Source organism: Jongsikchunia kroppenstedtii DSM 45133, assembly GCF_000380485.1.
In the GTDB taxonomy this organism is placed as follows: Bacteria; Actinomycetota; Actinomycetes; order Mycobacteriales; family Mycobacteriaceae; genus Jongsikchunia; species Jongsikchunia kroppenstedtii.
Genome location: NZ_AQYG01000039.1, coordinates 94,887 through 114,835 on the forward strand (window position 1 = coordinate 94,887; position 19,949 = coordinate 114,835).

At 66.5% G+C, this 19,949-nt stretch carries 20 protein-coding genes; 12 read left to right on the forward strand and 8 right to left on the reverse strand.

Annotated elements, in window-relative coordinates:
• Window positions 1-7: 7 nt before the first annotated feature.
• Window positions 8-829: a crotonase/enoyl-CoA hydratase family protein gene (locus G341_RS0104695; RefSeq protein WP_018177958.1), complete on the reverse strand. Its 822-nt coding sequence runs from the start codon at window positions 827-829 to the stop codon at window positions 8-10.
• A 167-nt stretch (window positions 830-996) separates the two neighbouring features.
• On the opposite strand from G341_RS0104695, the gene G341_RS0104700 reads away from it, so the two are divergent.
• A complete protein-coding gene (locus G341_RS0104700) occupies window positions 997-1,539 on the forward strand; it encodes a TetR/AcrR family transcriptional regulator (protein ID WP_018177959.1) in 543 nt (180 codons plus the stop codon).
• A 75-nt stretch (window positions 1,540-1,614) separates the two neighbouring features.
• Here the strand turns inward: G341_RS0104700 and G341_RS0104705 are convergent, their stop codons facing one another.
• Genes G341_RS0104705 through echA20 form a run of 4 tightly spaced genes read right to left on the reverse strand, consistent with a single transcriptional unit; the run spans window position 1,615 to window position 5,094 of the window.
• Window positions 1,615-2,709, reverse strand: a complete 1,095-nt coding sequence (locus G341_RS0104705; protein WP_018177960.1) for an NAD(P)H-dependent flavin oxidoreductase — start codon at window positions 2,707-2,709, stop codon at window positions 1,615-1,617.
• Window positions 2,706-3,470, reverse strand: a complete 765-nt coding sequence (locus tag G341_RS0104710) for a CoA-transferase subunit beta (RefSeq protein WP_026303255.1) — start codon at window positions 3,468-3,470, stop codon at window positions 2,706-2,708. The genes G341_RS0104705 and G341_RS0104710 overlap by 4 nt, the downstream gene beginning before the upstream one ends.
• Window positions 3,467-4,336, reverse strand: a complete 870-nt coding sequence (locus G341_RS0104715) for a CoA transferase subunit A (RefSeq protein ID WP_018177962.1) — start codon at window positions 4,334-4,336, stop codon at window positions 3,467-3,469. The genes G341_RS0104710 and G341_RS0104715 overlap by 4 nt, the downstream gene beginning before the upstream one ends.
• Window positions 4,336-5,094, reverse strand: coding sequence for a (7aS)-7a-methyl-1,5-dioxo-2,3,5,6,7,7a-hexahydro-1H-indene-carboxyl-CoA hydrolase (echA20, locus tag G341_RS0104720; protein ID WP_018177963.1), 759 nt, complete (start codon window positions 5,092-5,094; stop codon window positions 4,336-4,338). The genes G341_RS0104715 and echA20 overlap by 1 nt, the downstream gene beginning before the upstream one ends.
• Window positions 5,095-5,143: 49 nt before the next feature.
• Here echA20 and G341_RS0104725 point away from each other — a divergent pair, with 49 nt between their 5' ends.
• From G341_RS0104725 to G341_RS0104745, 5 genes are all read left to right on the forward strand, one after another.
• Window positions 5,144-5,908 (forward strand): SDR family oxidoreductase, encoded by a 765-nt coding sequence (locus tag G341_RS0104725; RefSeq protein ID WP_026303256.1) that lies wholly within the window; start codon window positions 5,144-5,146, stop codon window positions 5,906-5,908.
• A 90-nt stretch (window positions 5,909-5,998) separates the two neighbouring features.
• Entirely contained in the window at window positions 5,999-6,916 is a 918-nt protein-coding gene (locus G341_RS0104730; RefSeq protein WP_018177965.1) for an SDR family oxidoreductase, read from the forward strand.
• Window positions 6,916-7,281, forward strand: coding sequence for a DUF8021 domain-containing protein (locus G341_RS0104735; RefSeq protein WP_018177966.1), 366 nt, complete (start codon window positions 6,916-6,918; stop codon window positions 7,279-7,281). The genes G341_RS0104730 and G341_RS0104735 overlap by 1 nt, the downstream gene beginning before the upstream one ends.
• 72 nt (window positions 7,282-7,353) lie before the next feature.
• On the forward strand, window positions 7,354-8,010 hold the full coding sequence (locus tag G341_RS0104740) for a GNAT family N-acetyltransferase (RefSeq protein ID WP_026303257.1): 657 nt from the start codon (window positions 7,354-7,356) through the stop codon (window positions 8,008-8,010).
• Between the two features lie 86 nt (window positions 8,011-8,096).
• Window positions 8,097-9,395, forward strand: coding sequence for an FAD-binding oxidoreductase (locus tag G341_RS0104745; RefSeq protein ID WP_081622424.1), 1,299 nt, complete (start codon window positions 8,097-8,099; stop codon window positions 9,393-9,395).
• A gap of 9 nt (window positions 9,396-9,404) precedes the next feature.
• On the opposite strand, the gene G341_RS0104750 is transcribed toward G341_RS0104745, so the two are convergent.
• Genes G341_RS0104750 through G341_RS0104760 form a run of 3 tightly spaced genes read right to left on the reverse strand, consistent with a single transcriptional unit; the run spans window position 9,405 to window position 12,468 of the window.
• The gene (locus G341_RS0104750; protein ID WP_018177969.1) at window positions 9,405-10,775 is read right to left on the reverse strand and encodes a WS/DGAT/MGAT family O-acyltransferase; all 1,371 of its coding nucleotides are present in this window, start codon (window positions 10,773-10,775) and stop codon (window positions 9,405-9,407) included.
• Between the two features lie 42 nt (window positions 10,776-10,817).
• Window positions 10,818-11,300, reverse strand: coding sequence for a nitroreductase family deazaflavin-dependent oxidoreductase (locus tag G341_RS0104755; RefSeq protein WP_018177970.1), 483 nt, complete (start codon window positions 11,298-11,300; stop codon window positions 10,818-10,820).
• A gap of 1 nt (window position 11,301) precedes the next feature.
• Entirely contained in the window at window positions 11,302-12,468 is a 1,167-nt protein-coding gene (locus G341_RS0104760; RefSeq protein ID WP_018177971.1) for a steroid 3-ketoacyl-CoA thiolase, read from the reverse strand.
• A 207-nt stretch (window positions 12,469-12,675) separates the two neighbouring features.
• Between G341_RS0104760 and G341_RS20980 the strand changes: the two genes are divergently transcribed.
• From G341_RS20980 to G341_RS0104790, 6 genes are all read left to right on the forward strand, one after another.
• Window positions 12,676-13,899, forward strand: coding sequence for a cytochrome P450 (locus G341_RS20980; RefSeq protein WP_043450635.1), 1,224 nt, complete (start codon window positions 12,676-12,678; stop codon window positions 13,897-13,899).
• A 13-nt stretch (window positions 13,900-13,912) separates the two neighbouring features.
• Window positions 13,913-15,130, forward strand: a complete 1,218-nt coding sequence (locus G341_RS0104770) for a cytochrome P450 (RefSeq protein ID WP_018177973.1) — start codon at window positions 13,913-13,915, stop codon at window positions 15,128-15,130.
• A gap of 108 nt (window positions 15,131-15,238) precedes the next feature.
• Entirely contained in the window at window positions 15,239-16,000 is a 762-nt protein-coding gene (locus G341_RS20985; RefSeq protein WP_043450583.1) for a class I SAM-dependent methyltransferase, read from the forward strand.
• A 224-nt stretch (window positions 16,001-16,224) separates the two neighbouring features.
• A complete protein-coding gene (locus G341_RS0104780; RefSeq protein WP_018177975.1) occupies window positions 16,225-17,469 on the forward strand; it encodes a cytochrome P450 in 1,245 nt (414 codons plus the stop codon).
• 277 nt (window positions 17,470-17,746) lie between these two features.
• Window positions 17,747-18,235, forward strand: a complete 489-nt coding sequence (locus tag G341_RS0104785) for a hypothetical protein (RefSeq protein ID WP_245556912.1) — start codon at window positions 17,747-17,749, stop codon at window positions 18,233-18,235.
• Between the two features lie 3 nt (window positions 18,236-18,238).
• Window positions 18,239-19,949: MMPL family transporter (locus tag G341_RS0104790; RefSeq protein WP_018177977.1), on the forward strand; the 1,711-nt coding region annotated here is incomplete at its 3' end.

Here is a 19,949-nt window from a genome sequence, read left to right on the forward strand (position 1 = left end):
AGATCGGCTACTTGCCCTGCCAGCGCGGTGCGCGCTTCTCCGCGAATGCCATCAGCCCCTCTGCGGCGTCGGCGGAGGTGAAGGCGGCGGCGCTGGCGGTGCCGGTGCGCTCCCAGTCGGGAGCCTCCGCCGGAATGGCGCCGTCGGTGATACCGCGGGCGATGCGCTTGGTGGACTGGACGGCGACGGGCGCGTTCACCATGATCGCGTCGGCCAGGGCGAGCGCCTCATCGATCAGCTTGTCGCCGGGGACGACGCGATTGACCAGGCCGAGCGTCAGCGCCTGCTCGGCCGAGATGGGCTGGCCGGTCAGCATCGCCTCCATGGCGATCTTCGGCGGGATCTGGCGGCCGAGCCGGAAGGCGCCGCCGGCCGCGGCGACCAGGCCGCGCTTGACCTCGGGCAGGCCGAAGGCCGCGGTGTCGGCCGCGACGGCGAGGTCGCTCGCGAGCACCAGCTCGGTGCCGCCGCCGAGTGCGAAGCCGTTGACCGCGGCGATGATCGGCTTGGAGATCGCGTGCTGCACGAAGCCGGCGAAGCCCCAGCGCGCGGCGCGCTCGTCGGCCAGGAACTTGCCCTGCGCGGCCTCCTTGAGGTCCTGCCCGGCACAGAACGACTTGTCGCCCGCGCCGGTCAGAACGACGACCCACACGTCGGTCGTCGCCTCGGCGTAGTCGAGCGCCTCGCCGATCCCCAGGGTGACGTTCGCGCTGACCGCGTTGCGGGCGTCGGGACGGTTGATGGTGACGATCAGAACGTGTCCACGCAGTTCGGCGAGAACGTCGCCGTCACCGCCGATCGGCACCTCGGTTGCGTCACTGCCTGTCATGGCTGCCCTTCTGTCGTCGTATCCGCTGGTAGGTTTCCAAACCTAAGCGGCCATACACAGCCAGGCAACCAAGCGCTTGCTAGGGTGGAGGCGATGGGTGTATCCGGGAGGTTGTCTTGACAAGCGGGCCGAACGCAAAGACGTCGCGGCGCGAAGAGCTGTTGGCGATGGCCGGCCAGATGTTCGCCGAGCAGGGATTGCGCAACACGACCGTGCGCGACATCGCCGACGCCGCAGGCATTCTGTCCGGCAGCCTGTATCACCACTTCGATTCCAAAGAGTCGATGGTCGACGAGATCCTGCGCCGATTCCTCGATGAACTGTTCGCGCAATACCGGGAGATCGTCGCGGCCGGCCTGTCCTCGCGCGAGACGTTCACCCAGCTGGTGGTCGCGAGCTTCGCGTCCATCGAGCGTGATCACAACGCGGTCGCGATCTACCAGGACGAGGCCAAGCGGCTGGTGGCGCAGGAACGCTTCGCCTACATCAAGGACCGGAACATCGAATTCCGGCAGCTGTGGCTCGGAATGCTCGAACGCGGAATCGCCGACGGCACTTTCCGCAGCGATCTGGACACCCGCATGGTGTACCGGTTCATGCGCGACACGGTGTGGGTCGCCGTGCGCTGGTACCGACCCGGCGGCACGCTGACCGCGGACCAGGTCGCCGAGCAGTACCTGCATATCGTGCTCGACGGCATCGTCGCCTGAGACGCGCCGCAAACCCCGGACAGACGAAAACGGCCCCGGCGGAATCGATTCCGCCGGGGCCTGTCGTCGACCGGGTTACAGCGACTTGAGTTTCGCGAGGCGTTCGTGGGCCTGCGTCATGATCTGCTGGATCAGCTCGTCACAGCTCGGCAGATCGTCGATCATGCCGACCACCTGACCCGAGGCCAGCACGCCGGCCTCGGTATTGCCTTCGACCAGACCGGCTTTCAGCAACATCGGGGTGTTGCCGGCCATGATCACCTGCTGCCAGGTGCGCTCGCCCGACTTACGCATCGTGCGACCGTCCTTCAGCATGGTCGACCACTTCATGCCGGTCATCTTCTTGAACCGGTTGGCGTTGCCGACCGCGGCGACGGTGCCGCCGATCGTGCTGCCGTCCTCGAGCTTGTCGACCAGCTCGGTGCGCAGCACGCGGTGCGGCATGCCATCGACCTTGCGCGACACCACCGTTCCGTTGAACAGGTCGCGCTTGAGGTACTCCTCCTTGACCGAATCCGGCACCGAGCTGTCGCTGGTGAGCAGGAATCGAGTACCCATCGCGACGCCCTCGGCGCCATACGCCAGCGCGGCGACGAGGCCGCGACCGTCGAAGAAGCCGCCCGCGGCGACAACCGGAATCCCGTCGTCGCCCAACGCATCCAGCACGCTCGGCAGCAGCAGGGTGGTGGCGACCGGTCCGGTGTGGCCGCCGCCCTCACCGCCCTGCACGATCACCGCGTCGGCGCCCCAGGAGGCCACCTTGACGGCGTGCTTTGCCGCGCCGATCGACGGAATGACGACGACGCCATTGTCTTTCAGCTTGGCGATGAGCTCCTTCTTCGGAGCCAGCGCGAAGGACGCGACCTTGACGCCCTCGCGGATCAGCAGATCGATCCGCTCGGGTGCGTCGCTGCCGTCGGCGCGGATATTGACGCCGAACGGCTTGTCGGTGAGCTTCTTGGTCTTGGCGATCGCGACCTCGAGCTCCTCGTAGGTCATCGTCGCCGATGCCAGGATGCCCAGCCCGCCGGCGTTCGCGGTGGCCGATGTCAGCGCTGGGCCGGAGACCCAGCCCATACCGGTCTGCACGATCGGGTACTTGATCCCGACCAGCTCGGTGAACCGGGTGTTGATCGTCGGCGCCTCATTGCGCCCTCCGGCCGTGCTCACTTAGCAGCCTCCGGCTGGGGAACTTCCTTGCTGCGCAGGCCCTTCGGGTCCAGCTCCTCGCGGATGATGCGCAGCTCCTCGTCGGACGGCAGGCGGGTGGTGCCCGCCTCGGCCAGTCCGGCGATCTCGAAGCTGGTGTTCGCCGCGACCTCGTCGGCCGTGACACCCGGATGCAGCGACAGCGCCCGCATCGTGTGGTCCGGTCCGCCGAAGTCGAACACGCCGAGGTTGGTCACCACGCGGTGAATGTTCAGATCCCGGTAGGCGGGGTTCTGCGGATCGGCCTTGTCGTAGCCGACGCCCGAGACGATGTCGACCTGGTCGACGAATACGCGCTTGCTGTGTCGCGCAACCCAATACGACGTCGGGTGGTTGATGGTGTTGCCCGGTGCACCGCGCACGCCGAACATCTGACGCGTCGGCTGCTGCAGCGGGCCGAAGGCGCTCAGGTTCTGGTTGCCGAACCGGTCGATCTGGTTGGCGCCCATGACCACATGGCGACGGCCCGACGCGACGACGTCGAACACCTTGCGGAACGGCATCCAGCCCTCGATGTCGCCCTTGGCGCCGACGGCCGGGGTGTCGGCGAAGATCAGTGCCTCACCGTCGGTGATCAGCAGGTCGGGCTCGGTGGTCAGACGCACGAGTCGCGCGCCGATCAGCGGGGTGGTCGCCATCGGCGACGCCATGATCTCGCCTGCGCCCGAGAAGATCTCGGCACACGCCACCACACAGATGTCGGCCAAAGTCACTTCACTCATGCCTGCTCCTCCTGCCACAGCTTGACCTGCTTCTGGTATTCGGCCTCGTCGACGGCCAGGAACCGGTCGCTGAAGACTTTCCACGACTCCGGATCCTTCGCCGACTCGGCATAGAACCGCTGGAACTTCTCGTCGCGCTTGTACTCGCCCGCGAAGGTGAAGTGGGCGCCGTTCGGGGTCTCGACGACCTTGTCGACGTTCATCCGGTTGAGCAGCAGTCGCTGCGTCGGAACGGTTTTCACCAGCTCCTCGGTCTCGACGATGCGGTCGGTCTCGAGGTAGCGGCGCTGGGCCGCGGCCAGGTACAGATCATCGAAGTACGGGTCGACGCCGGTGTACGCGGCGTTGCCGTGCTTGTCGGCCAGATCCAGGTGCACGAAGGCGGCATCCAGGTTGAGGGCCGGCATCGCGATCAGGGTCTCGCCGTCGTCGTACGGCGAAGCGACGGTGCGCAATTCGTCGCCCCAGAAGGTGCGGACATCGCTGCCGAGACCTGCGCGGATCGGCAGGAACGGGAGGCGTGCGGCGGCGGCCTCGAGGCCGCACTTCACCATGCCCTCGTCCATCTCGCGCGACTCGATGGCGCCGGTGGTGCGCGCGTGGGCGAACCACGGGTCGTAGAACGGCGGCGAGTCGAGCGACACGAAGCCGTAGTACGCCTTGCGGACCTTGCCTGCGGCACAGAGCAATCCGAGATCCGGGCCGCCGTAGGTGACGACCGTCAGGTCGGCGATCTCCGACCGGGCGAGCGCGCGGACCAGGGCCATCGGCTTGCGCCGGGAGCCCCAGCCGCCGATGCCGATCGTCATTCCGCTGGACAGCTCGCCGATGATCTCGTCGAGGCTGCTGGTCTTATCGGTTGCCATCAGTTCTCCTTCGCCTTCCCCGTCTTCACGAATTCGTCGCGGTGCTCGTCGGCCACGCCCGCCAGATTCAGCTCGAAGGTGTAGCCCTGCTCGAGTCGGTAGCTGGTCTTCACGTCGACCGGGTCGATGCCATTGATCGCTTCCTTGGCGGCCCGGATCACCCGGGTGTCCTTGGCGGCGATCTTGCGTGCGACCTCCAGGGCCGCCTCGTCCAGCTCGGCACGCGGGACCACGTTGTAGACCGAGCCGAACTGGTGCAGCTGCTGCGCGGTCGCGTTCTGCGCCGTGTAGTAGAGCGTGCGCATCATGTGCTGCGGGACCAGGCGCGCGAGGTGCGTGGCCGCGCCGAGCGCACCGCGCTCGACCTCGGGCAGGCCGAAGATCGCATCGTCGGAGGCGACGATGCAGTCGGCGTTGCCGACCAGGCCGATGCCACCGCCGACGCAGAAGCCGTTGACCGCGACGATCACCGGGACCGCGCAGTCGTAGACGGCGGCGAAGGCGTGGGCGCAGCCGCGGTTGGCGCCGATGAGGGCGTCATAACCCTCGGTGGCCTGCATTTCCTTGATGTCGACGCCGGCGTTGAAGCCGCGTCCCTCGGCGCGCAGGATCACCACCCGCGTGTTCATGTCGCGTCCGGCGGCCGTGATGGCGTCGCCCAACTCGAACCAGGCTGCCGACGGCAGCGCGTTGACCGGGGGAAAGTCGACCGTCACCGTCACGATCCCGGGCTCGACCGTCGCGGTGGCGATCGTCATGGTCCCTCCTCAGAAAACCAACCAAACATTTGCTTGGTAGGGTAGCAGGGTGTTCAACCTGGGACTTGATGGGCAGATAGTGCTGGTCACCGGCGGAGTGCGCGGCGTGGGCGCCGGCATCTCGCAGGTACTGACCGATCTCGGCGCGACGGTGATCGCCTGTGCGCGGCGCGAGCCGGAGGGCGACGAGCGCCCGTTCGCGGAGTTCGCCTCCACGGACGTGCGCGATCCGGAGGCCGTGGCCGCGCTGGTGGACGGCATCGTCGCCCGACACGGCCGGCTCGACGCCGTCGTGAACAACGCCGGAGGGGCGCCGTTCGCCCTCGCGGCCGACGCGTCGGCGAAGTTCCACAGCAAGATCGTGGAACTGAACATGCTTGCGCCGCTGATCGTTTCGCAGGCCGCGAACGCCGTGATGCAGCAGCAGGATCGCGGCGGCTCGATCGTCAACGTCTCCAGCGTGAGCGGGCACCGGCCGTCGCCGGGCACCGCGGGCTACGGCGCCGCGAAGGCCGGCCTGGACAGCCTGACCGGATCGCTGGCCGTCGAGTGGGCGCCGAAGGTGCGGATGAATTCCGTCATCGTCGGACCGGTGCGCACCGAGCTCGCCGAACTGCATTACGGCGACGAGGCCGGCATCGCCGCGGTCGGCAAGACCATCCCGATGGGTCGGATGGCCGAGCCCGCCGACATCGGCCGCGCAGTAGCCTTCCTCGCATCGCCGATGGCCGAATACATCACGGGTTCGACGCTGACCGTCCACGGCGGCGGCGAGCGTCCCGCTTTTCTCGACGCGGCCACGACGAATAAGTGAGCCCGGACGGGAAGGCAGCCGTGGCGGCCGTCGTCTTCCTCGTCACAGACGCAGCAAACACCAACAAGGACAAGTAGGAGCAGATCAGATATGGGAATCGTTGACGGACGCGTTGTCATCATCACCGGCGCCGGTCGCGGTATCGGCCGCGAGCATGCGCTGGCATTCGCCGCCGAGGGCGCGAAGGTCGTCGTGAACGACCTCGGCGCCGGCCTGGACGGTCGCGACGTGGGCGAGCACCCGGCCGAGCAGGTCGTCGCCGAGATCAAGGCGGCCGGCGGCGAGGCCGTCGTCAACGGCGACGACGTCGCCAGCTGGGACGGCGCGGCCAACCTGGTGAAGACCGCGATCGACAACTTCGGCGGCCTGGACGTGCTGGTCAACAACGCCGGTTTCCTGCGCGACAAGATGCTGGTCTCGATGGACGAGTCCGACTGGGACGACGTGATCCGCGTGCACCTCAAGGGCCACTTCGCCCCGCTGCGGCATGCCGCCGCCTACTGGCGGGCCGAGTCGAAGGTGGGCCGGCCGCGTGCCGCCCGCATCATCAACACCAGCTCCGGCGCCGGCCTGTACGGCTCGGTCGGCCAGGGCAACTACGCCGCGGCGAAGGCCGGCATCGCCGAGATGACCATCCAGGCCGCCGCTGAGATGAAGGGCTACGGCGTGACCGCCAATGCCATCGCGCCGGCCGCCCGTACCCGCATGACCACCAGCGCCGGCGAGGCGATGGCCGCGCAGATGGCCGCGCCCGCCGATGGCTCGTTCGACAAGATGGACCCGGCGAACATCTCGCCGCTGGTCGTCTGGCTGGGCTCCGAGGAGTCGGGTTCGGTGAGCGGCCGCGTCTTCGAGATCGAGGGCGGGCTGATCGCGTTGTCGGACGGCTGGCAGCGCAGCGCGCAGCGGGACAAGGGCGCTCGCTGGAACCCGGCCGAGCTGGGCCCCGTGGTGACCGACATCCTCGCCGAGGGCCCCGCGCCCATGCCGGTCTACGGCGCCCGCTGATGGCCGGGGGCCAGGCCGTCTCCGACGAGCAGTTGATCGCCGCCGCCCGCAGCTACGTGGAGGCGCTGGCGACGCACGATCCCTCGCAGGTGCCGTTCGCCGCGGACTGCACGCGTACGGAGCTCGGGGTCAAGACCGGCCGCAGCGGAGATCATCTGCGCCGCAGCCTGACCAGCGGCCCGCAGTACCGGGTCATCAAGTACGTCAGCGACTTCACGCCGCGCGTCGAGGACGGCGTCGTGCATGTGACGTTCTACGTCAACGTCCTCTTCGGGCTGCGCTCCCAGGTCACCGAACGGTTCGAGTTCAACGCGGCCGGCGAGATCACGCGCATCGTGGCGTCCTTCGGGCTGCCGCGCCGCTGAACCACGCTTCCACCCAGCCCCGGCGGCCAGTTCACCGGGGCAAAACACAATACGGAGACTAGGCTCATGGCCATGACTGAGCACGACAAGGCCGCTACCCGCCGCGACATCACGCATGCCCTGGAAACCGCCCTGGAACGCCGCCACGAGGTGCTCGACCTGATCGTCGACGCCGAGGATCAGGCGGCCGCGGAGAAGGCGATCGCCGACCTGCTCGGCGTGCCGGAGATCGGCGCAAAGGCCGTGCTGGGCATGGCATTTCGCCAGCTGACCAAATCGGAGCGGCGCAAGAACGCCAAGGAGCTGGAGGATCTCAACAGCCAGCTGACGTTCACGCTCACCGAGCGTCCGGCGGCGTCCGGCGACGGGCTGAGCCTGCGCGCCTTCAACGGCGACCTGGATGCCGAGCTGTTCAAGCTGCGCACCGACGAGCTCGGCGCGGCCGGGGACGGCTCGGGGTCGCCGGCTGGTTCGATCGAGCAGGAGATCGCGGCCGCCAGGCAGCGGGTCGACGCCGAGGAAGCGGTCTGGCTGATCGCGGCCGAGGGCGGCGACGACGTGGGCATCGTGTTCGGCGAGCTGTCCGACGGCGAGGTGGACGTGCGCATCTGGATCGCGCCCGATCATCGCAAGAAGGGCTACGGCACCGCCGCGCTGCGCAAGTCGCGCTCGGAGATGGCCGCGTACTTCCCCGGCGTGCCGATGGTGGTCCGGGCACCCAGCTCGTAGCGCCTGTCTAGGCTGTACCGGTGATCGACCTGACCGCGCTGGCGTCCCGACTGCCCGAGGGCGCGCTGATCTCCGACGCCGATCGGATGGAGAAGTACCGGCGCGATCGGGCGAATGATCCGAATGCCGGTGTGCCGCTGGCGGTTATTCGCGTCGAGTCGGCGCAGGACGTGCAGACCGTGGTGCGCTTCGCCGCCGAGCATTCGCTGCCGATCATCACCCGCGGCGCCGGCTCGTCGCTGTCGGGCGGCTCGACGGCGATTGACGGCTGCCTGGTGCTGTCGACGGAGCGGATGACGGCGATCGAGGTGGATCCGCGCACGCGGACCGCCGTGGTGCAGCCCGGGGCGATGAATGCCGACGTGAAGGCGGCCGCCGCCGCGCACGACCTGTGGTATCCGCCGGATCCGTCGTCGTTCGAATTCTGTTCCATCGGTGGCAATCTCGCGACCAACGCCGGCGGATTGTGCTGCGTCAAGTACGGTGTCACCACCGACTACGTGCTCGGGGTCGACGTGGTGACCGCCGATGGCGAGCTGGTCGAACTGGGTGGTCCGCGTTTGAAAGATGTTGCGGGACTGCCGCTCACGAAGTTGTTCGTGGGCAGCGAGGGCACGCTCGGCATCATCACCCGCGGCGTGCTGCGGCTGATTCCGGCCCAGCGCCCGGCGGCGACGCTGGTGGCGACCTTCGCTCAGCTGGCCGACGCCTGTCAGACGGTGCAGGACATCACGCGCGGCATGCGACCGTCGATGCTGGAGTTCATGGACCAGGTCTGCATCAATGCGGTCGAGGACGAGACCGCGATGGAGCTGGACCGGTCGGCCGCGGCGATGCTGATCATCCAGTCCGATGAGCCCGGAACACACGCCGGCGCCGAGATCGACCAGATCCGCATCATCTGCGAAAAGAACTCGGCGACAGAGGTATACGCGACCGACGACGCCGACGAGGGCGAGGCGTTCGTGCAGGCCCGGCGGATCGCGATCCCGTCCGTGGAGCGCAAGGGTGCGGTCCTGCTCGAGGACGTGGGCGTCCCGATCCCGCAGCTGGGCGACCTGGTCCTGGGCATCGATGCGATCGCCCGCAATCGGGATGTGACGGTGGCGGTCATGGCGCATGCCGGCGACGGAAACACCCACCCCCTCATCGTGTTCGACCCCGCCGACGCCGAGCAGCTGGAGCGCGCCGAGCTCGCCTACGGCGAAATCATGGACCTGGCAATCGAATTGGGTGGCACGATCACCGGTGAGCACGGCGTCGGCCGGCTCAAGCAGCCGTGGCTCAAGGACTATCTGTCGCCGCAGGCGCTGGCGCTGAACCAGAAGATCAAGGACGCGCTCGACCCTCAGGGGATTCTGAACCCCGGAGTGGTCTTCAACTAGCGCGGACGCTTACGAGACGGCCTTTTCCAGGTCGAGTAGCGCATCCTCGAGGTGATGGATCATCCGCTGCAGGCTCGGCAGGGTCCGGCGGCAGCCGGTGAGCCCGAAGTCGAGCTTGTCGTAGTTGCTGGTGAGCGTGATGTTCAGGGCCATGCCGTCCATCGGGATCGAGGCCGGATAGACGCCGTCCAGTCGGGCGCCGTTCCAGTACATCTGCTCCTTCGGCCCGGGCACGTTGGAGATGAGCACGTTGAACGGCGGCCGAGTGTGGCTGACGAAGCCCGGCAGCGGGGTCAGCGCCAGTGGCGCCCCGTTCATCGCGCTCATCGCGAGGATCTGCAGCGGCGACAGTTCGCCCATGACGGCCTTGGCGGCCTGCACCGAGGCGCGGATGGTGGCCAGCCGCTCTGCTGGATCGTCGACGTCGGTGGCCAGTGTCGCGATGATCAATCCGACGGAATTGCCGCCGTCGTCGAGATTGTCGCTGCTGCGCAGCGAGACCGGCACCGCCGTCGTCAAGGACTTGTCGGGCAGCGCGTCCTGCTCCAGCAGATAGGTGCGCAGGGCCCCGGCGCACATCGCCAGCACGACATCGTTGAGGGTGGCCCCCGCCTTGCGGCCGATGTCGCGAACGCGCTCGATCTCCCACGACTGGGCGACGAATCGACGGGAGCCGCCGATCGGCTGGTTGAGGAGGGTGTCGGGGGCGTCCAGCGGGGTGATCAGGTTGTTGTCGCGGAACGCCTGATTGGCGATCTTCACGCCGGCCGGCAGTAGCCCGGCGATCGAACCGACAGTGTCGAGCACCTCGGGGAGCAAGCGTCCCAAGGAGACTCGCGTATCCACCGACGGCTTGCCCCGGCGCAGCGTCGGCGACCAGGGCGCCGTGCAGGTGTGGTCATCCGGATCGGTCGACAGCGAGTTCTGCAGCAACCGCAGCGCCGAAACGCCGTCGACGACGGAGTGATGGACCTTGGTGTAGGTGGCGAACCGCCCGTCCTGCAGCCCCTCGACCACGTGCATCTCCCACATCGGCCGATGCCGGTCCAGGAGCGCCGAGTGCCAGCGCGACGTCAGCTGGAAGAGCTCACGAATGCGGCCGGGCCGGGGGACGGCGGAGTGCCGGACGTGATACTCGAAGTCGATGTCCTCGTCCTCGGTCCACCAGGTGGTGCCGAGCAGGTTGACCGGGTCGGCCGGGCGACGTCGGAAGCGCGCGCTGACATTGGTCTGCGATCGCAGCGTGTCCAGCACGTCGGTGATGAACTCCGGGCCCGCATCCTCCGGCGGAGTGAACAATTGCAGGCCCCCGACATGCATCGGATGTTCGCGCGATTCCGCCAGCAGGAACATCGAATCGGTGACCGGCATGTAACCCATAGCGATGATTGTCGCGCATCGCTTATCGCCGGGTAAGCCGTTTTAATCAGCTGGGCTGCAGATCACAACGGGTATCGAGCGCTCGGTCCATTCCTGGTACTGGTCGTAGTCGGCGTAGACCTCGACCAGACGCGGCCACAGCCGATCGCGTTCGGCCTGGTCGGCCGCGCGAGCGATCATGTCCCGCTTGATCTTTCCGATCTGCACGGTCACACGCGGATTGGCGACGATGTTGCCGAACCACATCGGGTTGGTCGCTCGGCCGCCCTGCGATGCCACGAAGACGACGTTGTCGTCGTCGGACATATAGATCAGCGGCACGGTGCGCGGCTGTCCGGTCTTGCGGCCGGTGGTCGTCAGCAGGCAGACCGGCGCGGGCTTGCGCAGCCCGGCACCGATGCGCCAGGTCTTGCCGAGGCGCCCGCCGGTGCGGCGATACAGCTCGGTGTTGAGCCGCGAGCCCCACTTCATGCCGCGCTGGACGGCGTCCGAGTCGAGCTGGTCCGGCCGGGCCTTGCCGGTCATGTCAGATCCGCTCGATGATCGAGGCGGTCGACAGGGCACCGCCGGCGCACATGGTGATCAGCGCGGTCGACTTGTCGGTGCGCTCCAGCTCGTGCAGCGCAGTGGTGATCAGTCGCGAACCGGTGCTGCCGACCGGGTGGCCGAGGGCGATCGCGCCGCCGTTGACGTTGACCTTGTCCATGTCGGCGTTGTGGACCTGGGCCCAGGACAGCACGACCGAGGCGAACGCCTCATTGATCTCGACGAGATCGATGTCGTTCAGCGACATTCCGGACTTGTCGAGCACCTTCTGCGTCGACTGCACCGGGCCGTCGAGGTGGTAGTAGGGCTCGGCGCCGACGAGGGCCTGCGAGACGAACCGGGCGCGCGGCGTGAGGCCGAGCGCCTTGGCCTTGTCCTCATCCATGATGAGCACGGCGGCCGCGCCGTCCGACACCTGCGATGCCGTTCCGGCGGTGTGCATTCCGCCTTCCATGACCGGCTTGAGACCGGCGAGGGACTCCAGGGTGGTGTCGCGCAGACCCTGATCCTTGGTGACCGACAACGTGTTTCCGGTGAGCTCGCCTTCCTTGGTGCGCTCGGGCGCCTTGAGCTCGAAGACCTCGCGGTCGAAGCGACCCTCGGCCCAGGCCTGCTTGGCCAGCCGCTGGCTGCGCTCGCCGAGGCCGTCCAGATCGGCGCGAGTGAGCCCGCGGCGCTTGGCGATTCGCTCGGCGGCCTCGAATTGGTTCGGCATGTCGATGTCCCATGACGCGGGGCGACGCTCGCCGGCGCCTTCCAGCATCACGTTGGCGCCCAGCGGAACCGTGGACATCGACTCGACGCCGCAGGCGACGCCGGCGTCGATGGTGCCGGTGGCGATCAACCCGGCGATCAGATGGTTGGCCTGCTGCGCGCTGCCGCACTGGCAGTCGACGGTCGTCGCGCCGACGAACTCGGGCAGCCCCTCGTTCAGCCACGCGGTGCGGGTGACGTTGTTGCCCTGCGCGCCGACCTGCATCACGCAGCCGCCGATGACCTGCTCGATGAGGGCTGGGTCGACGCCGGCCCGCTCGAGGACCGCACGCTGCGCGGCGCCGAGAAGCTCGACCGGATGCAGGCCCGAGAGCCAGCCGTTGCGCTTGCCGATGGGGGTGCGGGTGGCTTCGACGATGACCGGGTTGCCCATGGTGAATCCTTCTGTACAAGTGCGCCGGCGAGCCGGCCGCAAAACTAGAACACGTTCTAATCGATGGTAGCGCACCGCCGCGATTTGGTGAGCGAGCCGGTGGCCCCCGAACTTGACGATCGTTCAGTTTCCGCAGGTAGCTGCGCTAAACGGGGTCCGGTGATTGACTGGAACTGGAACATGTTCGCCTGCGACGGGAGCGCAGAAATGGCCGCCATCGAATGCCCGTTTCATGACCTGACCGATCCGATGCGGATCGAGGCAGGCATCCCGTATGACGATTTCGCCCGATTGCGGGCGACCGGAAAACTCAACTGGATGGAGCAGTCCGGCAGCGGCTTCACCGACGGCGGACTCTGGATCGCGTCGCGGCATGAGCACATCCTGGAGATCTCCAAGCGCAGTGATGTGTTCTCGTCCTGGCAGGACGGTGCCATCATCCGGTTCAGCGACGATGTCACCCGCGAGCAGATCGATATGAATCGGCTGATCATGCTCAATCAGGACGCGCCGGAACACACCCGGCTGCGCAAGCTGATCGCCAAGGGATTCACGCCGCGCGCGGTGAGTGCGTTGCGCGATGCGCTCACCGCCCGGGCGGAGAAGATCGTCGGTGCGGCCGCCGCCAAGGGCAGCGGCGACTTCGTGGCGGATGTTGCGGTCGAACTGCCGCTGCAGGCCATCGCCGAACTCATCGGCGTGCCGCAGGAGGACCGCAGCAAGGTGTTCGACTGGTCCAATCAGATGCTCGCGCCGGAGGATCCGGATCTCGGCGTCGATATGGACCCCATGGATCTGTCGGCCCAGGTGATGGCATACGCGTACAGCCTCGCCGAACTGCGGAAGGCCGATCCGCGAGACGACATCGTCACCAAGCTGGTACATGCGGATATCGACGGGGAGAAGCTTGCTCCGGAGGAGTTCGCGTTCTTCTTCATCCTGCTGGCGGTCGCCGGCAACGAGACCACCCGCAATGCGATCAGCCACGGGATGAACGCCTTCTTCGACTTCCCCGATCAGTGGGAGCGGTACAAGGCCGAGCGGCCGTCCACCCTGGCCGACGAACTCGTCCGGTGGGCGACCCCGGTGATCTGCTTCCAGCGCACGGCCCTGGAGGACTACGAACTCGGCGGGGTGACGGTCGAGAAAGGCCAGCGCGTCGGGATGTTCTACAGCTCCGCCAACTACGACGAGTCGGTCTTCGACGATCCATTCACGCTGAACGTCTTCCGGGACCCCAACCCGCACTTGGGTTTCGGTGGCCATGGTGCGCACTACTGCGTCGGCGCGAATCTGGCCCGGATGGAGATCGACATCATGTTCAACACGATCGCGGACCTGATGCCGGGCATCGCCCGCGCATCGGACGCGCGGCGGCTCCGCCAGGGCTGGATCAACGGCATCAAGGAACTTCAGGTCACCTACGGGTAGGAGAAGCAGAGCAATGACGTGTCCGATCAAGCACGACCTCACCGATCCGATGCTGATCGAGGAGGGGCTGCCGATCGCCGAATTCGCGGCCGCCCGCAAGACGGGTGAGCTGCAGTGGATGGAGCAGGCCGGCAGCGGGTACGAGGACCCGGGCATGTGGGTGGCTACCAAACACGAGCACATCCGCGAGATATCCAAGCGCACCGACGTTTTCAGCACCTGGCAGAACAGTTCGATGGTGCGGTTCTACGAGGGTGTCACCCGTGAGCAGATCGATGTCACGCGCTTCCTGCTGATCAATCACGACCCGCCGGAGCACACCCGACTGCGCAAGCTGGTGGCCAAGGGGTTCACCCCGAAAGCCGTTGGTGCGCTGGAGGATGCGCTGCGCAGTCGGGCGAACAAGATTGTGGCGGAGGCGAAGTCCAAGGGTTCGGGCGACTTCGTGGCGGACGTGGCGGTGGAGCTGCCGTTGCAGGCGATCGCGGAGCTCATCGGCATCCCGGATCAGGACCGCGAGCAGATCTTCCACTGGACCAACCAGATCATGGCCTACGACGATCCGGACCTGTCCGGCGGCGTCGACCCGATCGAGGCCAACGCCCAGATCCTCGGCTACGCATACCAATTGGCCGATGCGCGCAGCAAGGAGCCGGCCGACGACATCGTCACCTCGCTGGTGCAGGCCGATATCGACGGCGAGAAGCTGAGCCCGGAGGAGTTCGCCTGGTACTTCATCATGCTGTCGGTGGCCGGCAACGAGACCACCCGTAACGCGATCAGCCACGGGATGAACGCGTTCTTCGATTTCCCGGATCAGTGGGAACGCTTCAAGGCCGAGCGGCCGTCGACGGTGGCCGACGAGATGGTGCGGTGGGCGACCCCGGTGATCTGCTTCCAGCGCACCGCGTTGTCGGACTACGAGCTCGGCGGCGTCATCATCAAGGCGGGGCAGCGGGTGGGGATGTTCTACAGCTCCGCCAACTATGACGACGCGGTCTTCGACGATCCGTTCTCGCTGAATGTGTTCCGGGATCCCAATCCGCACTTGGGTTTCGGCGGTCATGGCGCGCATTATTGTGTTGGCGCGAACCTGGCGCGGATGGAGATCGACATCATGTTCAACACGATCGCCGACCTGATGCCGGACATCACCCGGGCCGGCGATGCGCGTCGGCTCCGGCACGGCTGGATCAACGGAGTGAAGGAACTGCAGGTCGACTACGGCTGAGGCCGGGCGGCCGGCCGTCATGCGGGTCATTCGACCCAGCTGGGTATCGGAATCGCTTAGTGTGGCAGACGAAATAGTTCGTTTCGTGCCGCGCAAAGGAGATGCCCGATGGCTGCAGTGACCGACCGTGAGATCCGCTCGATCCCCGGCTGGTTCTTCCGAACCGATTGGGCGATGTTCCGCTTCGCGTTATCGGAATCGGGGCGGCAGATCGCAGTGGGCGACCTGGCGGAAATCGGCGCCTACCTGGGTAAGAGTGCGGTGCTGATCGGCGAGTACCTGCGTGATGGCGAGGTCTTCACCGTCATCGATCTGTTCGGTGCCGAGTCCGACGACGCCGCGAACTCGGCTGAGAACGCGGCGCAGTATCCGGTTCTGACCAAGCGCAAGTTCGAGGACAACTACCGGCGGGTGCACGGCAATCTGCCGACTGTGATCCAGGCGCCGAGTTCCGAGATCACCGAGCATGCGGCGCAGGGGCGGCATCGTTTCGTCCACGTCGATGGGTCGCATCTCTACGACCATGTGGCCGGGGATGTGACCGCCTCGCGCCTCCTTCTCGCGGAACAGGGTGTGGTGGTCTTCGACGACTACCGCACGGTGCATGCGCCCGGCGTCGCGGCGGCGGTGTGGCAGGCGATGGACGACGGCCTGAAGCCCTTCGCGGTATCGGAGACGAAGCTGTATGCGACCTGGGGCGATGCCGAGCCGTGGACGCGAGCCATCGACACCTGGATGCCGGCCAGTGGGTTGAATCACGAGGTCGACGCGATCGCCGGGCACAGCGTCTATCGGGTGTGGAGCCCGCCGAATATCGTCGGCCGGACGGCGATGTCGGCCTTCAACCTGGTGCAGCGGCTACGGGCCTGAGTCGGCACGCAGAATTTTTTCGGCGGCGGTCCCGGAGTGGTGCATTGCACAAAACTGGTGGCCAGCGAATGGATTCGATCGTCCAAATTAGAACACGTTCACTTTGGACGATAGTTCAGTTTCCGCAGGTCAGTGGCTTTTTTCACACCGCGATGCTCTAATGGGTTTGTAACACGTTTCCATTCCGTTCGCGGGATGGGTTAGCCCAAACGAGGAGTAGTACCGTGACCGCTGCCAAGTGCCCGTTCCATGAGCCCGGCTTCGACTTCACCAGCCCGGACCTGCTGGAGAAGGGTCTGCCCGCAGAAGAGTTCGCCGAGCTCCGCAAGACCGCGCCGATCTGGTGGAACGCTCAGGAGCAGGGCAAGGGCGGCGGTTTCGCCGATGAGGGCTACTGGGTTGTCACCAAGCACGAGCACATCCGCGAGATCTCCAAGAACAACGAGCTGTGGTCGACGCACGAGAACGGCGTCATCATCCGGTTCGACGACGAGATGGAGCCCGAGCAGCTGGAGGTCACCAAAGACAACCTGCTCATCAACCAGGACCCGCCGACGCACACCCGGCTGCGCAAGCTGATCTCGAAGGGCTTCACGCCCAAGGCTGTTCACGCCCTCGAGGAGAGCCTGAAGGCGCGCGCGGAGAAGATCGTGACCGAGGCCGCGGCCAAGGGCAAGGGCGAGTTCGTCCACGACGTCGCCGTCGAGTTGCCGCTGCAGGCGATCGCCGATCTGCTCGGCGTGCCGCAGGAGGATCGCGAGAAGCTGTTCAACTGGTCGAACTCGATGATGAACTACGACGACCCGGCCTTCACCGCGGATCCGCAGGTCGCGTCGATGGAGATCCTGGGCTACGCGTACCAGATGGCGGAGGCCCGCAAGCAGTGCCCGGCCGAGGACATCGTCACCACGCTGGTCAACGCGGACATCGACGGAGAGTCGTTGTCGGAGATTGAGTTCGGCTACTTCGTCATCCTGCTGACGGTGGCCGGCAACGAAACCACCCGTAACGCGATCACCCACGGCATGAACGCCTTCCTGGAGAACCCGGATCAGTGGGAGCTCTTCAAGCGTGAGCGTCCGGCCACCGCGGTCGATGAGATCGTCCGCTGGGCCACGCCGGTCAATGTCTTCCAGCGCACCGCCAAGGAGGACCTGGTCCTCGGCGGCCAGGAGATCAAGAAGGGCCAGCGCGTCGGAATGTTCTACGGCAGCGCGAACTTCGACGAAGAAGTCTTCGACGATCCGTTCACCTTCAACATCCTGCGCGACCCGAACCCGCACGTCGGGTTCGGCGGCCACGGATCGCACTACTGCGTCGGCGCCAACCTGGCGCGCGTCGAGATCAACCTGATCTTCAACGCCATCGCCGACTACATGCCGGATATCACCAAGCTGGGCGAGCCGAAGCGGCTGCGTTCGGGCTGGATCAACGGCGTCACCGAGCTGGACGTGGCGTACACCAAGTAGCGCCCCCAACAACTCTGGGTCGGACTCCGCTGGGGCTTGCGGAGTCCGACCCAGTTTTCTTTCTGTGTGGATTCTCTAAGAAGTTTGGAACGATTTCGAGAATCTGTGTCAAGCCATGTTAGGTTGAGACGGTGTCGTGGAACTCGTCTCAGCGCTTGGCATTTGCGGCATCCTTGCTGGTTTCCGAGGCGGTGGTGGGCCGGTCGGGCGCGGCGGCTGCGCCTAGGCTCGTACTGCTAGTATCCGGTACCGGTAGTAACGCTGCAAAGGACTCCGTATGACGCCTGCTGTTGTCAGACCCGTCGCCACGACTGTTGTCGTGGGCATCGCCGTCACCTGCGGGCTGCTGCTATCCGGTTGCAGCACTGACGATCTGCAGGGCGGCAAGGTGCACTACAGCACCTATCCGCCGGTCAGCATGCTGCCGCCGAGCAGCCCGGGCAGCCCGGTGGTTCCGGCCGCCTTTCCCGCGGAGATTCCGGTGGTGAAGGGCCTGTATGCACTGCGCTCCGGGGCGGGCGGCACCCAGGTGCTGACGGTCACCGGCATCACGCCGGATGCGCTCGGCGATGCCCGAAAGCTGTTCATCGACGCGGGATTCGAGCCGCAGACCTTCGTCGGGCAAGAAGCGTTCATGAATACGCGGTATCTGGTGCTGCTCGGCAGCGAAGACCTGCCCGACTCGTTCACCCTGACCTACACGGTCACCACGATGTCCATGCCGGGGATCGGTTCGATCCCGACGTCGATCCCGAAGCTGTTCTGAGTCATGGCACATCAGTACAGCGCGACGTTCGAGCGTGCCGGTCGATTCATCGCCCGGCACGCGGTGGCGGTGATCCTGATCTGGGTCGCGATCGGCATCTCGGTGAATGTGGCCTGGCCGCAACTGGATCGAGTGGCCAACGAGCATTCGGTGAGTCCACTGCCGTCGGCGAAGGTGAGTCCGTCGCTGAAGGCCATGCGCGACATGTCGGAGGCCTTCGGGCAGAAGAATGCCGACAACGCGATCGTCATCGTGATGGCGAGCGATCGCGGCTTCGATCGCGAGGCGCAGTCGCTGTATGACGCCCTGATCCATCGCCTGCGGGCCGACACCGGCAACGTCGCGTTCGTGCAGGACGTGCTGTCCAACCCGGATGTGCGGTCCAATCCCATTGCGCGCGACCAGGTCATGAGCAAGGACGGCAAGGCGTGGCTGGTGTCGGCGACGCTGCAGGGCGAGCTGGGCTCGCCGCAGTCCGCGCGCGCCAGCCGGCAGGTGAACAACCTGGTCGAGCATACGTTCAAGGGGACGTCGGTGCAGGCCGAGGTCACCGGTGCCACTGCCACGACCACCGACATGGCCGCGGCCGGCGCCAGCGACATCATCAAGATCGGCATCATCACGGTGATCCTGATCAGCATCATCCTGCTGATCGTGTTCCGCACGCCGACAACGGCATTGCTGCCGGTGATCGTGATGGGCTTCAGCGTCGTGGTCGCGCGTGGTGTCGTCGCCGGGCTCGCGGACGCCGGGGCGATACCGATCTCGTCGGTGTCGGGCGCGTTGATGATGGCGGTCCTGATGGGGGCCAGCGTCAACTACACGGTCTTCCTGATCAGTCGCTATCACGAAAACATCCGGCGCGGTGAGAATCCCACCGACGCGCTGGCGCACGCGTGCGGCTCGATGACGCGGGTCATCCTGGCGACGGCGGCGACCGTGGCGATCGCCAACCTGGCCCAGCTCACCGCCAAGCTGAAGTTCCTCGCGGCCTCCGGCCCGTGTGTGGCGATCGCGATCGTCGTCGGGTTCCTCGTCGTCACCACGCTTCTCCCGGCCGTGCTCACGGTCGCGGCGCGCTTTGGCAAGTGCATGCCGGGTCCGGACCGCACCGGCCGCTACTGGCACCGGGTCGGCGTGCTGGTGGTGCGCCACCCGATCCGGGTCTTCGCGTTCAGCCTGGTGCTGCTGGTGACGTTGGCGACCGGGATGATCTTCCTCAAGCCGTCCTACGACATGCAGGGCCAGCTTCCGCACAACGCCCCGTCCAACGCCGGAATCAGATTGCTCAACAAGCACTTTCCCGGAAATCGGATGATGCCGCAGTTCGTGATGGTGCAGTCGAAATCGGACCTGCGCAGCCCGCAGGGGCTGGCCGACCTGGACCAGATGGCCGGTCGCATCGCGCAGCTGCCCGGGGTCGACAAGGTCGTCGGCATCACCCGCCCCGACGGCAACAAGTTGACCCAGGCGACGCTGGCCTGGCAGATCGGCTTCCTCGGTGACCAGATGGGTCGGCTGGGGCGCGACGCGTCCGATCAGCTTGGGCCGCAGATGGATCGGCTGACCAGAATCGCCGACGTGGTGTCGTCGATGATGTCCAATGTCGACACCGATCAGCTCGCGCGGCTGCAGCAGATGGTGCCGCAGTTGATGTCCATGGCGCAGCAGCAGTCGGGCCAGATCGACAAGTATCAGGGTCTGCTGGATCAGT